Origin of the sequence: Halomonas sp. C22, from assembly GCF_007655045.1 — a bacterium.
GTDB classification, from domain to species: Bacteria; Pseudomonadota; Gammaproteobacteria; order Pseudomonadales; family Halomonadaceae; genus Vreelandella; species Vreelandella hamiltonii.
In genome coordinates this window covers 310,803-321,842 of sequence record NZ_VBVC01000004.1, presented here as the reverse complement: position 1 = coordinate 321,842, position 11,040 = coordinate 310,803, and the positions used below count along the sequence as shown (strand labels likewise).

Annotated in this window: 19 protein-coding genes; 12 read left to right on the top strand and 7 right to left on the bottom strand. The window is 56.3% G+C overall.

What is annotated here, in order from left to right; translation table 11 throughout:
- Nucleotides 1–5: 5 nt before the first annotated feature.
- The 3 genes from FEU76_RS10895 to FEU76_RS10885 all read right to left on the bottom strand — a co-directional run bounded on the left by FEU76_RS10895 (nucleotide 6) and on the right by FEU76_RS10885 (nucleotide 1,259).
- Nucleotides 6–437 (bottom strand): hypothetical protein, encoded by a 432-nt coding sequence (locus tag FEU76_RS10895; RefSeq protein ID WP_144982866.1) that lies wholly within the window; start codon nucleotides 435–437, stop codon nucleotides 6–8.
- Complete coding sequence (locus tag FEU76_RS10890; RefSeq protein WP_144982863.1) at nucleotides 406–855, bottom strand: Panacea domain-containing protein; 450 nt, start codon at nucleotides 853–855, stop codon at nucleotides 406–408. Before FEU76_RS10890 ends, FEU76_RS10895 begins: the two co-directional genes overlap by 32 nt.
- 95 nt (nucleotides 856–950) lie before the next feature.
- On the bottom strand, nucleotides 951–1,259 hold the full coding sequence (locus FEU76_RS10885) for an Arc family DNA-binding protein (protein WP_144982860.1): 309 nt from the start codon (nucleotides 1,257–1,259) through the stop codon (nucleotides 951–953).
- Between the two features lie 93 nt (nucleotides 1,260–1,352).
- Between FEU76_RS10885 and FEU76_RS18585 the strand changes: the two genes are divergently transcribed.
- The 5 genes from FEU76_RS18585 (at nucleotide 1,353) to FEU76_RS10865 (ending at nucleotide 3,539) form a co-directional block, all read left to right on the top strand.
- Nucleotides 1,353–1,511: a hypothetical protein gene (locus FEU76_RS18585; RefSeq protein ID WP_186299129.1), complete on the top strand. Its 159-nt coding sequence runs from the start codon at nucleotides 1,353–1,355 to the stop codon at nucleotides 1,509–1,511.
- The gene (locus FEU76_RS10880) at nucleotides 1,486–2,343 is read left to right on the top strand and encodes a phage regulatory protein/antirepressor Ant (protein ID WP_222114799.1); all 858 of its coding nucleotides are present in this window, start codon (nucleotides 1,486–1,488) and stop codon (nucleotides 2,341–2,343) included. Before FEU76_RS18585 ends, FEU76_RS10880 begins: the two co-directional genes overlap by 26 nt.
- The gene (locus FEU76_RS10875) at nucleotides 2,340–2,780 is read left to right on the top strand and encodes a hypothetical protein (protein WP_144982858.1); all 441 of its coding nucleotides are present in this window, start codon (nucleotides 2,340–2,342) and stop codon (nucleotides 2,778–2,780) included. The genes FEU76_RS10880 and FEU76_RS10875 overlap by 4 nt, the downstream gene beginning before the upstream one ends.
- A gap of 12 nt (nucleotides 2,781–2,792) precedes the next feature.
- A complete protein-coding gene (locus FEU76_RS10870) occupies nucleotides 2,793–3,236 on the top strand; it encodes a hypothetical protein (RefSeq protein WP_144982855.1) in 444 nt (147 codons plus the stop codon).
- 135 nt (nucleotides 3,237–3,371) lie between these two features.
- A complete protein-coding gene (locus tag FEU76_RS10865; protein ID WP_144982852.1) occupies nucleotides 3,372–3,539 on the top strand; it encodes a YHYH domain-containing protein in 168 nt (55 codons plus the stop codon).
- A 61-nt stretch (nucleotides 3,540–3,600) separates the two neighbouring features.
- Here FEU76_RS10865 and FEU76_RS10860 read toward each other — a convergent pair whose 3' ends face one another.
- Both FEU76_RS10860 and FEU76_RS18580 read right to left on the bottom strand, forming a co-directional pair.
- A complete protein-coding gene (locus FEU76_RS10860) occupies nucleotides 3,601–3,891 on the bottom strand; it encodes a hypothetical protein (protein ID WP_144982848.1) in 291 nt (96 codons plus the stop codon).
- Nucleotides 3,875–4,045: a hypothetical protein gene (locus tag FEU76_RS18580; RefSeq protein ID WP_186299128.1), complete on the bottom strand. Its 171-nt coding sequence runs from the start codon at nucleotides 4,043–4,045 to the stop codon at nucleotides 3,875–3,877. Before FEU76_RS18580 ends, FEU76_RS10860 begins: the two co-directional genes overlap by 17 nt.
- Nucleotides 4,046–4,670: 625 nt before the next feature.
- Here FEU76_RS18580 and FEU76_RS10850 point away from each other — a divergent pair.
- From FEU76_RS10850 to FEU76_RS10840, 3 genes are all read left to right on the top strand, one after another.
- Entirely contained in the window at nucleotides 4,671–5,606 is a 936-nt protein-coding gene (locus FEU76_RS10850) for an Abi family protein (protein ID WP_157779981.1), read from the top strand.
- An 81-nt stretch (nucleotides 5,607–5,687) separates the two neighbouring features.
- Complete coding sequence (locus FEU76_RS10845) at nucleotides 5,688–6,407, top strand: DUF6694 family lipoprotein (RefSeq protein ID WP_144982841.1); 720 nt, start codon at nucleotides 5,688–5,690, stop codon at nucleotides 6,405–6,407.
- Between the two features lie 76 nt (nucleotides 6,408–6,483).
- On the top strand, nucleotides 6,484–6,666 hold the full coding sequence (locus tag FEU76_RS10840; protein ID WP_016913871.1) for a hypothetical protein: 183 nt from the start codon (nucleotides 6,484–6,486) through the stop codon (nucleotides 6,664–6,666).
- A gap of 2 nt (nucleotides 6,667–6,668) precedes the next feature.
- On the opposite strand, the gene FEU76_RS10835 is transcribed toward FEU76_RS10840, so the two are convergent.
- Complete coding sequence (locus FEU76_RS10835) at nucleotides 6,669–6,863, bottom strand: hypothetical protein (RefSeq protein WP_016913870.1); 195 nt, start codon at nucleotides 6,861–6,863, stop codon at nucleotides 6,669–6,671.
- Between the two features lie 111 nt (nucleotides 6,864–6,974).
- On the opposite strand from FEU76_RS10835, the gene FEU76_RS10830 reads away from it, so the two are divergent.
- The 3 genes from FEU76_RS10830 (at nucleotide 6,975) to FEU76_RS18575 (ending at nucleotide 9,267) form a co-directional block, all read left to right on the top strand.
- A complete protein-coding gene (locus tag FEU76_RS10830; RefSeq protein WP_144982838.1) occupies nucleotides 6,975–7,970 on the top strand; it encodes a hydrolase in 996 nt (331 codons plus the stop codon).
- Nucleotides 7,971–7,999: 29 nt separating this feature from the next.
- On the top strand, nucleotides 8,000–8,998 hold the full coding sequence (locus FEU76_RS10825) for an aldo/keto reductase (protein ID WP_144982835.1): 999 nt from the start codon (nucleotides 8,000–8,002) through the stop codon (nucleotides 8,996–8,998).
- A 104-nt stretch (nucleotides 8,999–9,102) separates the two neighbouring features.
- Nucleotides 9,103–9,267 (top strand): hypothetical protein, encoded by a 165-nt coding sequence (locus tag FEU76_RS18575; protein ID WP_016913867.1) that lies wholly within the window; start codon nucleotides 9,103–9,105, stop codon nucleotides 9,265–9,267.
- Nucleotides 9,268–9,349: 82 nt separating this feature from the next.
- Here the strand turns inward: FEU76_RS18575 and FEU76_RS10820 are convergent, their stop codons facing one another.
- Nucleotides 9,350–10,111 (bottom strand): dienelactone hydrolase family protein, encoded by a 762-nt coding sequence (locus tag FEU76_RS10820; protein WP_096922976.1) that lies wholly within the window; start codon nucleotides 10,109–10,111, stop codon nucleotides 9,350–9,352.
- Between the two features lie 161 nt (nucleotides 10,112–10,272).
- On the opposite strand from FEU76_RS10820, the gene FEU76_RS10815 reads away from it, so the two are divergent.
- Nucleotides 10,273–10,950 (top strand): Bax inhibitor-1/YccA family protein, encoded by a 678-nt coding sequence (locus tag FEU76_RS10815; protein ID WP_039177898.1) that lies wholly within the window; start codon nucleotides 10,273–10,275, stop codon nucleotides 10,948–10,950.
- Nucleotides 10,951–11,040 lie beyond the last annotated feature (90 nt).

Genomic DNA, 11,040 nt, shown 5'->3' with positions numbered 1-11,040 from the left:
GCCCGCTATTGCTTGTCTTCCCCATTATGCGGGCTGGGTGGTTCGGCGGGTTTTGGCTCAACTTTAGGCTGAGGTGCTGGTCGCTCAGTTTTTGCGCTACCAGGCCCCATGTGTGCCAAGAACTGGTTCAGCCAATACTGGATTTCCTGGACACCAAAGCGCCGCGCCAAGACCACAAGGGCAAAAAGTTGAAGAACGCCGACCAGTAGCGGCAGGGTCCAGGTAGATGCGTTTTGCAATCCCCACGCATTGAAGATGACCACCAGAATGATCATGAACACGAACCGATCCTCTTTGCGGGCATCCCGCTCGTAGGCCAGCTTCTGTTCAAGCTCTACCTCAGCCGTGCTTCTTGCATTCTGCGGGTCGGAGGCGGCGCTTTTACTCGCGAGAGTGCGGAAGCGGTCAGGCTTCTGAGAATCGGGCTCTGTACTCATTCAGGATCGCTTCTTGATCAATGACAACGTGGCGCATGCCGGGGGCGTACGCGTGTGCCCACGCTGAAATAGGTTCGTGGGTAATATCAACCAGCCTGAACGGATCGAGGGGGCCAAGCTCATTCACTGCCTGCACAATTGTCTTGTACTCGTCCGTCCAAGGGGCAACGTCTGGCACGTGATTGAAAATATTTTGGATGTTTGAGCTGCCATAACCCGAAGCATGGTTGTAGACAGAGGGAAGCACCGGGCCATAGGCCCAAGCCTGGAACCGCTCATCATTGATTAGCGGTTCGCCATGCTCGCCAGAGTAGACCATGTGAGCAATGTAAAGGATTTTGTGCAGCTGCAGGTTGCTGAGCGTCCAGCCAGACGCGGCACATGCTGTTTTGGCCGCCTGCATCGCGGAGATAGCCATGGTTACCTCCTTCCAGAAACCGCATAGGGATTGTTGTGTGTCGTGACAAGATAGCGCATTTTGCTACATCTTAGACAGGGAATAGGGGGGATGGTTTAGGGCTTATCCTTAAATTTTTTCTGCAATTTCTTGCCTAGGCGCTCATCAATTTTTCTCTCTATGAGTATAGCCATCATTTCTTCAAGCAGGTCGACATCTCGAGACTCTAGAGCGGATACATCAGAGGTTCTTCGCAACCTCACAATCTCTTTCGGCCCTAAAGACGCTTCAAAACTATCCTGCAGCCGCGCGACTATCTCCGCATTCATGGACCGATGATTTTCTTCCGATGCGCTCTTTAGCTTATCTCTAAGCTCAGGCGGCATTCGTAATTTGTACTGCGTGTGCGTGTCATGTGTGCTCATTCTTCAAATAATGCACCTAATGGGTTCTTGACACAATAGAACCCAAAGGGTACGTTTGTAGAACCCAATGGGTGCAAAGGAGATTGAGCACAGATGAAGCAACGTGACCCCCAGCTGAAAATTCGCCTGAAGCCGAAAACCAAAAGCTGGATCGAAGAAAAGGCGGAGCAAGAAGATAGAAGTCAGACGTGGCTAATCAATCACTATTTAGAGGAGGCGATGCGTCGTGAGTCACAGCAACCAGCCGCATAGAAACGAAGAAGCCCCAGGCGCTGCAACGCTAGGGGCTTCGGATACACAGAACCAACACATTACAGAAGGATACTGCAACATGAATAATAGCATCGGCGCCCCTGGCAAGCCAATCGTCTCCATCAATGCCGGTCAGCCGGTCACCACCTCGCTGGCCATTGCCGAAGGTGTGGGCAACCCGCATTCGTCCGTCATCAAGCTGATCCGCCAGAACGCCAGCGATCTGGAGGAGTTTGGCAATATTGGATTTGAAATCCAGAATTCGCAATCAGGTGCAGGGCGCCCCACTGAGTACGCCATCCTGAACGAACAGCAGTCCACCTTGCTGCTGACCTACATGCGCAACAACGATGTGGTGCGCGAGTTCAAAAAGCGGCTGGTCAAAGCGTTTTTTGAGCTGCGCGACTCTGGCATGAATCGCGTTGACCCTATGCAGGCCCTGTCAGATCCCGCCACCATGCGTGGTCTATTGCTCAGCTATTCTGAGAAGATGCTGGAGCTTGAGTCCAAGGTTACTGAGCAAGCGCCCAAAGTGGCCGCTTACGACCGCATTTCAGCCAGCGGCGAAACGCTAACCATCACGCAAGCAGCCAAGGTGCTGGGGGTAAAGCGTGATGATCTCACGCGATACATGGCGGCCAAAGGGTGGATTTATCGCCAAAACAAGAGCTGGGTGGCTTACAAGTCACAAGAGACGGCGGGTCGCCTGGTATACAAAGAAGCCAAGTACACCGATGACAACACCGGAATGGAGGTGCATCGCCCATATTGCCACCTGACGCAAAAAGGCCTGGCAAAGCTTGCGGTGCTGCTGCAGGAGGGTTCGCTATGAAACGCCTGCAGTATGCCCGCAGCCAGCTCCACAGTGCCATCAGTCTGCTGACGGCAGTGTCTGCCGATGTTGAAGACGTGCATTACGGTGCTGTGATGGGCGTGGTCGGCCAACTTGAGCTTCTTCTGGAGGTCGTCAGCCTCAAAGACTCCGCCGAGAATGTCAGTGACGCGCTCAAGATAGACGTTGCGGCAATGCTTGGGGAAAGCGCTTTCGCCATGGGGCCGCGCTCGCTGCTGGATGATTATGCCTCGGTTCGCCTTGAAAGCGTTGCCGCAGCGGTTCTAAGCATTCAATCTCGGTACCTGGATGCTGACGACAAGCCGCTACGCATGATTGGTAATGCCATGTACGAGGCGCGCCTATGGATATCAGCAGCCAAGCATGCTGTTAACAACGAGCTGAACGCGTTTCCAGAGATTTATTTGGCGGCATAGCCAGGGGGGTATATGGACACTCAAGCTGACAACCAGCTTCTAAAGCCTGATCACCGCGGTGTGGTCAGTATCGACCTGACGTTTCTGTCCGAGATAGTGGCGGAAGCGCTCAGGCTCGATTCGGCCTTTGCTTGTGATGGCCGGGAGAACTACTACCAGCCCATAGGCGCCGAGATTTACCACGGCTGCATTGAGTGTGCGGTGCCAGACGAGCATCTTGCCCAAATGGAGAGCAATGACCATGCCTTGCTGCCGGTCAGCGCGTACCTGGCGTCCGAAGATACGATCTTCTCCAGGATAGGGGAGTATCTCGATTTTGCCGAGCCGGGAGATAAGCCCGGGCTTTCATGGGTAGCTAAGGGCAAGACGCCTTCATTGCTTGCGGCCATCGAAAACATCCGTGGTACGTGTCGTTGGGCGATAGAAGTGCCGCCTGATGGAGAAACTATCCACTGAAGAATTAGTGGGCAAGTCTGAAGCCGCCTGCGGGCGGCTTTTTGCTCCTGCACCATCAAACCCATCGTAGAAACTTATCGTTACTGCTAATCTTGGTTTGCCAGCGGCGTGCTGGCTTCCCTCAGAGGATGGCGTATGAAAAAGGTCATGTTAGCGATGATGTTGGCGGGTATGCTGGTGGGCGGTGGAAGCGCCCTGGCGGCGACAGCGGTTGACGCTGGAGAGGTGGTGGAGCACGGCGGCCGCACAGATAGTAATGGCTGCCACCGTGACACAAAAGCAGGGACGCGCCACTGCCATTAAGCTGAGTGCTGCAACGCCATAACGTCGCTGATAGCATGCCGAACGCGTTGCAGCTTTTTTGCTAGGGAAAGCTCCGCACCATCCACCCCAGCTCACCACCCGGCGACAAGCGCCATACGCCTTCCGTGATGTACTCCTGCCGATAGAACACATAGCCGAGCGAGCCTGGCCGCATGTTGTCCTCGGCATCCAGGTGCCCGACCACACAGCGACCGCTATACAGCTGCCCGCGATGCAGGATGTGAAACTCAATGGCGCGCCGTCTGGGCACGCCCTTTTTGACGTTGATCCAGCCACGGCGCTCCAGCGCTTTTCGCCACTGGACGGCACGGTATTTATCGGGTCCGTTCATCGTCCTGACCAGGGCGAGGGTAGCGTCGGCCTGTCAGCTCCTCGATCCGGTCGGCGGCTTCACGGCAAGCTCGGTTGGCGGGCAGCTGGCGTAGCTTGGTCACCAGCTCTTCGTCGGTGAGTTTTCGCTGGAAGTATTCGGCGGGGGTTTCCATGGGTGGGGCTCCTGATCATCGTCACATCAGGATAGCAGGGCGGGGGTGTGGCGGGCAGGCGTGGCAATCAAAGCATTCAGGCATGCCAACATGCTTGAATACTCTGTGAAGAAATTGTGAGCGCGTCACCATTGCTGACGTGAGCAACAGCACGTTATGCGCCGTTGATATAGCAAATTCACGTTGCACCCAGCAGATAACTATATAAATATCAGTTGCTTATATTCAGGCGGGGTATGGTTTCGGTGTCTTGAAAACCGGCATAGGTTAATAGCCTATCCAGGGTTCGAATCCCTGTCCCTCCGCCACTTATTTGAAAAAGCTCCTGATTCGTCAGGGGCTTTTTTTATGCGTGTGATTTGGCCGAGAATGTATTTATCTCCATCTGTATTCGTTGCCAGCGCTACTTAAAGGGGACGCTATCGTCAGGGTGCCTGCCTGCTTGATACCATGGATATGTATCAGGTGGGCCTTGTCGATTAACCAGTACCTGTCGACGCGGGGTTTATCTTGCTGCTGATGAGCAACATGCCTATAATAGATTTCAACAACACCCCCCAAGCCTATCCTGCAGCGCGCTGCGGTGATGCTCAAACCGGGGGGTTACTATTTTGGGGCTTCCAAAATGTACTATGACAAGCCTCCTATCCCTATTGAGCAGCAAGTGTCGCTACTCCGCAAGCGGGGCATGAATGTGCCAGATACCGCTCGTGCCGAGCATTACCTCACGCATATTGGCTATTACCGCTTAAGCGCTTACTGGTTGCCTTTTGAAGAGCCTAATGCGCTCGCTGACGTTGGGCGTACCCACCGTTTCGTTGCAGGTACCTCGTTTGATGATGTGCTCCAGCATTATATATTTGACCGTGAGTTACGTCTGATTTGTCTTGAAGCCTTGGAGCGGGTGGAAGTCTCCCTGCGCTCGTTATGGGTGAATGCATTTGCTCTTCAAAAAGGACCGCATGCGTATTTGGATGCTCAGTACTTTCATTGTCCTTACAAACACGCCAAGCAGGTGGCCAGAGCAGCCAACGATCTACAAGACAATGAAGAGGCGTTTGTAAAGCACTATCGCCAGAAGTATCGTGGGGCTGGATTGCCCCCTATTTGGATCATGGCGGAAACACTGACATTTGGAGCGCTATCGCAGTGGGTTGAACTCACCATGCCTACAGAAATTAAAAAGGTAGTGATTCAGCAGCTTGATCTACCGACCATCGAAATAGCCCAAGGCATTTTTCATAACCTCAGTCAGCTGCGTAATGTGTGTGCCCATCATGCACGCTTATGGAACCGTCGCTTCTCGAAAAAATATCCCCACATCCGTAGGATGCCGCTTCTCTTGCATCCAGAAACACCCGGTGAACAGGCCCGTTACATCTATAACCATTTCGTGATGCTTGGCCACCTGATGGTGGTAATCAATCCTGGAACATCCTGGCCGCGGCGGTTGTATAGCCTTCTGGAAAAGCAGACCGAAGCCACCCACGTAGCGATGCACCTTCCCGATCACTGGCGGACAGCACTGGCTGCCACTGGCCCGAAGGGCAGTTTCAAGTGATCAATCCGCCCACGAAGGGCTATTTCCAAAGCGCCACCAGATAGCTTATGTTGTTAAATCAACCAACAGGATGGTGACTCTATGAAACGGATATTAGCGGTAGCGATGACGATGGCCATGGCGGGCGTTGCTTTTGCAGAACCGACCATCGACGCTTCCAACCCGCGATACTTTGACCGGTCCCTCGATGAAATTCGTGCTTCACTGGATGACAGCGAGGCTGAACGCTTCGACGAGGCCGTGAATACGCTGCTGATGCGCCGTTCCCAGCAGGGGCTGACCATCGTTCAGCTCAGTGAACTGCGTGATGACGAGCTGGAAGCCCTCGCGACCGAGGCCCGGCGCAGTTTGCACGGGTTGAGTGGGCCGCAAGTGCTGGCCCTGGCAGGGAACTTGCCCGAGAAAGACAAGGAAGGCCATGAGCTGGAAGAGCCCATTGCTCAAGAAATGCTGAGCCGGTTCGTGGTGGAAAGTGCCGAGTATCGGTTAAGCGATGAAGGGGGTTCTGGCAGCACGCCGGTGATCGAACTTCGAGTTACCAACAATACGGGCGAACCGGTGGCACAGGCCCATTTTCGAGGCGTACTGCAAAGCCCGGGGCGGTCGACGCCTTGGGTGGATGAAACCTTCTTCTATACCATTTCCGGGGGCATCGAGCCTGGTGAAACGCTGGAGTGGAGCTTGGCCCCGGATAGCACCGGAGCATGGGGGAATCCGTCGATCAGCGACGATGCGCAGCTGAGTATCGAGGTTCTGCGCCTGGATGGCCCCACCGGTGACATGCTGTGGGAAAGGCCTTGAGAAAGCGCCTGACCTGACGCATCAACACCCGCCAAGGCGGGTGTTGATCGAGGTATCACTTGCGCAGGAGCGCACCATGGATAAAGTGTTTGCCTGGGACCATCGCCGAGAGCGGGTGGTTTATCGAATACCAGGGCATCGTCATGACGATGGACGAGAGGATAGCGACCTGTCGCCCGTGTGGCTGGCTGCTCAGCCCGACGATTTGCCGGAAGGCGTGGCCGTGGAAGACCTGCGCAAGGTCGATGTTGACGAGTAGCCTTATGGCTGTTCGTCGTGTGTTTGCTCGTTGAGGGTATTGGCCACATCGTCGGCTTCTGGCTTGGTGGCGCCCCGGTGGCGAACCAGCTCGCCATCGCGCTCGTTTTCATCCCTCGTGTCGACCACCCACCACTCGGGCTGGTCGTCGATTTCGGCACCTTCCTTGACTGCACGGTAGACGGCAAAACGTTCCATAATCCTCTCCTTGGTCATGATGGGTACGTTAACCCTAGCGCATATCGGCAGCGGTTGCCGAAAGTTTGTTAAGCTTATCGGCCACTTGAGCGTGTAACAGGAGCCCTGCCTGTGTTTCAGCCGTCCCGCTGGCTGGTCAATGGCCATCTTCAAACTGTGTATAGCCCGTTGTTACGTCGCCGTGCGGCCCTGTCGCGCCACCGTGAACGCCTGACCCTGCAGGATGGGGATTTCATCGACCTGGATTGGTATGGGCCTGAAGGGCCACAGGTGCCTTGTGCTGTGTTGCTGCATGGTCTGACGGGCAGTGCTTCTTCCCACTATATCGTTGGCCAGCAGCAGGCCTTGGCGGCCATGGGCTGGCAAAGCGTTGCGGTGAACTGGCGTGGCTGCTCCGGTGAGCCGAATCACCGAGCCCGAGGGTATCACTCCGGGGCCAGCGAGGATCTGGCCGATATCGTAGCCCAACTGGTGGCACGGGCGCCGCAGAAACCACTGGCCGCCGTCGGTTACTCCTTGGGTGGCAATGTGTTGCTGAAGTACCTGGGAGAAACCGGCGAGCAGTGCCCTTTACAGGCCGCCGTGGCGGTGTCGGTTCCCTTTCGGCTCGACCACTGTGCCGACCGTATCAGCCAGGGGGCGTCCAGGGTGTATCAGGCGCGCTTTCTGCGTGACCTGCGCCGCTACGTGGAGAACAAGCGCCACGCGTTCGAAGCCCAGGGCCGCGAGGAAGAGTTGGCGCGTTTGAGCGCTTTGCAAAGTCTGGAGGGGATGCGCACCTTCTGGGACTTCGATGGTCGCGTGACGGCGCCTTTGCATGGGTTTGCCAGTGCGGCCGAGTATTATCGGCGTTGTAGCAGTGCTTACTTCATTGGCAGCATCGCAAGACCCACGCTGGTGATTCATTCGTCGGATGACCCTTTCGTTTATCCTCATAGCGTGCCGCCGAGCGGTGAGTGGGCGTCTTGCGTCACGCTGGAGCTGCATGCACAGGGGGGCCATGTGGGATTTATCGAAGGCACGCCATGGCGGCCACGCTATTATCTCGAACACCGCGTGCCACACTGGCTCGCTGCACAAATAGCCGTACACGGCGCCGTGTCCTGATCACTTGAATAGGCAAGTCGAGGTTATTCATGTCTGCATTTCTGAAGCGGTTGAACGAGGTCGGGTCACCCCGCATTGGCCTGGGCTGCATGAACCTGTCCCATGGGTATGGCCAACGCGTATCGGACGCCGAGGCCATCCGTGCCCTGGAAGAAGCCTTCGAGATGGGATATCGCCATTTCGATACCGCCACGCTGTATGGCGGTACGGCCAACGAGCGGCTGCTGGGGAGCGCCCTGGCCAACAAACGTCACGCGCTGCTGCTGGCCAGTAAAGGCGGAATGGCCATGGACATGGAGCGCGGCCAGCGGGTGATCGACGGTCGTCCCGCTACCTTGCGCAGACAGTGTGAAGAGAGCTTGGCGCGCCTGAAAACCGATCATCTCGATATCTACTATTTGCATCGCCTTGACCGTCAGGTGCCCATCGAAGAGAGCGTGGGCGCGCTCGGGCGCCTGGTAGAGGAGGGCAAGCTGGGCGCGGTGGGGCTATCGGAGATTTCAGCAGCGACGTTACGCAGGGCTCATGCCGAGTACCCCATTGCGGCCGTTCAGTCCGAGTATTCGCTGTGGACCCGCAACCCCGAAATTGCCCTCAAGCAGGCCTGTGAAGGGCTTGGAGTGGCGTTGGTAGCCTTCAGCCCCCTGGGCAGAGGCTTCCTGACGGGAACGATGGACACGCATACGACGTTCCCTCAGGGCGACATGCGGGCCAACATGCCACGCTTCACGGGCGATAACCTGGTGCAGAATGTACAGGCACTGGCTGATGTCAAGGCGCTGGCCGCACGCCAAGGGTGGACGCCTGCCCAGTTGGCGCTGGCCTGGGTCTGTGCACAGGGGGAGAACGTCGTACCGATACCGGGCAGCTGTTCTACCCAGCACATGCGTGAGAACCTGGCGGCAGAGAACCTTCGCCTCGATGCGGATGTATTGGTCAGCCTCCGCCAGATGATGGGCCCAGAGACGGTAGCAGGCAGCCGTTACAGCGATGCACAGCAGGCGGATATCGATACCGAAGAGTTCTGACGCGCCTGGGGCATTTTATTTTTTTGGTGCCGTTGCATTCTTTCAGCATTTGGCTAACATCCAAATTATGCTAACAGGCTGTTAGCCCCCTAAGGAATACCGCCATGTTGAAAGGTCTGATTATCTGCTTCGCTGTACTGTTTGCCCAGTTGGCGGTACTGAACGTGATCGATGCGCGTCTCTACAACGCTCAGGATGCCCGCCAGTCTGCTTCTACCGTGGTGACACCGCATCGGGACGAAGAGGGCGATAGCGAATCGTCCGTGTAAGGGGCAGCGTTGTTCGTTGACCGTGGCTGGATGAAAAAACGACGGCAGCTTTCAAAGCTGCCGTCGTTTTTTTGGGTGCTGATCAAAGCATCTCTGCCAGCCACTGTTGAAATGTGGCCCAGGACTGCTGGTCGGCGCGTTCGTGATAGCGGTCGCTGCCGAATACGCTGAAGGCGTGCGGCGCACCAGAGTAGATGCCAATCTCGTAGGTAACGCCTGCGGCTTCGAGCTCCGTTGCCAGGGTGGCGACATCCTCCAGGCTCACCGCATCATCAGCGCCACCGTGGGCGATATAGATGGGTGCCGTATCGGCTGCGTATGCCTGGCCTTCAGGAGTGTCCAGGCCGCCGTGAAAGCTGGTATAGGCCGCGATGTCATCCGCCTCGCCTGAACGGGCCATTTCCAGCGCGACGGCGCCGCCAAAGCAGTACCCCATGATCACGCTGCGTGAAGCGGCGCCTACCTCACGGGCATGGGCAAGGCCTGCCAGGGTCAATTGACGCATGCGCTCGCGGTCTTCATAGAGCGCTCGCGTGGCAGCCTGTTTATCTTCGATGGCCTGGGGGCGATTGCCTTCACCGAACAGGTCGACGGCAAACGCATCGTAACCCTCCTCGGCCAGCATGTCGGCGCGCTGGCGCTCATAGTCATCCAGGCCGTCCCAGTCATGGACGATGATGACACTGCCTTTCGGGTTGTCACCGCCAGAGACGAAGTAACCGCTGAAGGACTCACCATCGACCTCATAGCGTGTGTCTTCGCCCTGCGGGGTAAAGCCATGGGCGGCCGTCGCCAAGGCGAAACAACCTACGGAAGAGATGATGACAGGGATCTTGTGGCGCATTGTCGTGTCCAATGTATGTTGGGAAATATCAGCATAGTCGAATCGCCGCTCGAGGCGACAACGCAAGACACTCGTTGCGTTTAAAGACAAAAACTTGCGTCTGGAACCTGAGGACGGCATTCTTGTCCGTTGTGAGTATGACCATATAGGGAGCACTGATAATGGCTTTTAACGATTCCAACCTGGCGAGAGCACAGACCACCACGGTCAGTGGTGCCAGTGCCAACAAGGTTCTGCGAAACACCTACGCGCTGCTGGCGATGACGCTACTGTTCTCTGCCGTCATGGCAGGGGTGTCCGTGGCCATGGGCATTCAGCAGCTGAACATTTTCGTGTTCTTCATCGGCGCCTACGGCCTGATGTTCCTGGTGCACAAGACTGCCAATTCAGCCGCAGGCCTTTTGGCAACCTTCGCGTTCACCGGTTTCATGGGCTTTACGCTGGGCCCCATCATCTCGGCCTATCTGACACTGCCCAACGGTGGCGCGCTGATCATGAACGCGCTGGCCATGACGGGGCTGACGTTCATCGGTCTGTCGGCCGTTGCGCTGACGACCAAGAAAGATTTCAGCTTCCTGGGCAACTTCCTGCTGGCTGGCGCGATCGTGCTGGTGCTGGCCATGGTAGCCGGGCTGATCTTCAACATTCCGGCGCTTTCCTTGATGGTGTCCGCGGGCTTTGTACTGTTCGCTTCGGCGGCAATCCTTTACCAAACCAGTGAGATCGTTCATCGTGCGGGCGAGACCAACTACATTCTGGCGACCGTCACTCTCTACGTATCGATCTACAACCTGTTCATCAGCCTGCTGTCCATTCTGGGCATCATGAGCAACGATTGATGTAGCAGGGATGCTCACTGAATGAGAGCATCATGCAAGTACCAACAGACCCTACCCAGTAGGGTCTGTTTTTTTGGCTTCGCTAAAACG

What these genes read in the sequence shown, in the direction of transcription:
- FEU76_RS10895 (WP_144982866.1), bottom strand. Translation starts at nt 437, where the DNA reads ATGAGTACAGAGCCCGATTCTCAGAAGCCTGACCGCTTCCGCACTCTC.
- FEU76_RS10890 (WP_144982863.1), bottom strand. Translation starts at nt 855, where the DNA reads ATGGCTATCTCCGCGATGCAGGCGGCCAAAACAGCATGTGCCGCGTCT.
- FEU76_RS10885 (WP_144982860.1), bottom strand. Translation starts at nt 1,259, where the DNA reads ATGAGCACACATGACACGCACACGCAGTACAAATTACGAATGCCGCCT.
- FEU76_RS18585 (WP_186299129.1), top strand. Translation starts at nt 1,353, where the DNA reads ATGAAGCAACGTGACCCCCAGCTGAAAATTCGCCTGAAGCCGAAAACC.
- FEU76_RS10875 (WP_144982858.1), top strand. Translation starts at nt 2,340, where the DNA reads ATGAAACGCCTGCAGTATGCCCGCAGCCAGCTCCACAGTGCCATCAGT.
- FEU76_RS10870 (WP_144982855.1), top strand. Translation starts at nt 2,793, where the DNA reads ATGGACACTCAAGCTGACAACCAGCTTCTAAAGCCTGATCACCGCGGT.
- FEU76_RS10865 (WP_144982852.1), top strand. Translation starts at nt 3,372, where the DNA reads ATGAAAAAGGTCATGTTAGCGATGATGTTGGCGGGTATGCTGGTGGGC.
- FEU76_RS10860 (WP_144982848.1), bottom strand. Translation starts at nt 3,891, where the DNA reads ATGAACGGACCCGATAAATACCGTGCCGTCCAGTGGCGAAAAGCGCTG.
- FEU76_RS18580 (WP_186299128.1), bottom strand. Translation starts at nt 4,045, where the DNA reads ATGGAAACCCCCGCCGAATACTTCCAGCGAAAACTCACCGACGAAGAG.
- FEU76_RS10850 (WP_157779981.1), top strand. Translation starts at nt 4,671, where the DNA reads ATGTACTATGACAAGCCTCCTATCCCTATTGAGCAGCAAGTGTCGCTA.
- FEU76_RS10845 (WP_144982841.1), top strand. Translation starts at nt 5,688, where the DNA reads ATGAAACGGATATTAGCGGTAGCGATGACGATGGCCATGGCGGGCGTT.
- FEU76_RS10840 (WP_016913871.1), top strand. Translation starts at nt 6,484, where the DNA reads ATGGATAAAGTGTTTGCCTGGGACCATCGCCGAGAGCGGGTGGTTTAT.
- FEU76_RS10835 (WP_016913870.1), bottom strand. Translation starts at nt 6,863, where the DNA reads ATGGAACGTTTTGCCGTCTACCGTGCAGTCAAGGAAGGTGCCGAAATC.
- FEU76_RS10825 (WP_144982835.1), top strand. Translation starts at nt 8,000, where the DNA reads ATGTCTGCATTTCTGAAGCGGTTGAACGAGGTCGGGTCACCCCGCATT.
- FEU76_RS18575 (WP_016913867.1), top strand. Translation starts at nt 9,103, where the DNA reads ATGTTGAAAGGTCTGATTATCTGCTTCGCTGTACTGTTTGCCCAGTTG.
- FEU76_RS10820 (WP_096922976.1), bottom strand. Translation starts at nt 10,111, where the DNA reads ATGCGCCACAAGATCCCTGTCATCATCTCTTCCGTAGGTTGTTTCGCC.
- FEU76_RS10815 (WP_039177898.1), top strand. Translation starts at nt 10,273, where the DNA reads ATGGCTTTTAACGATTCCAACCTGGCGAGAGCACAGACCACCACGGTC.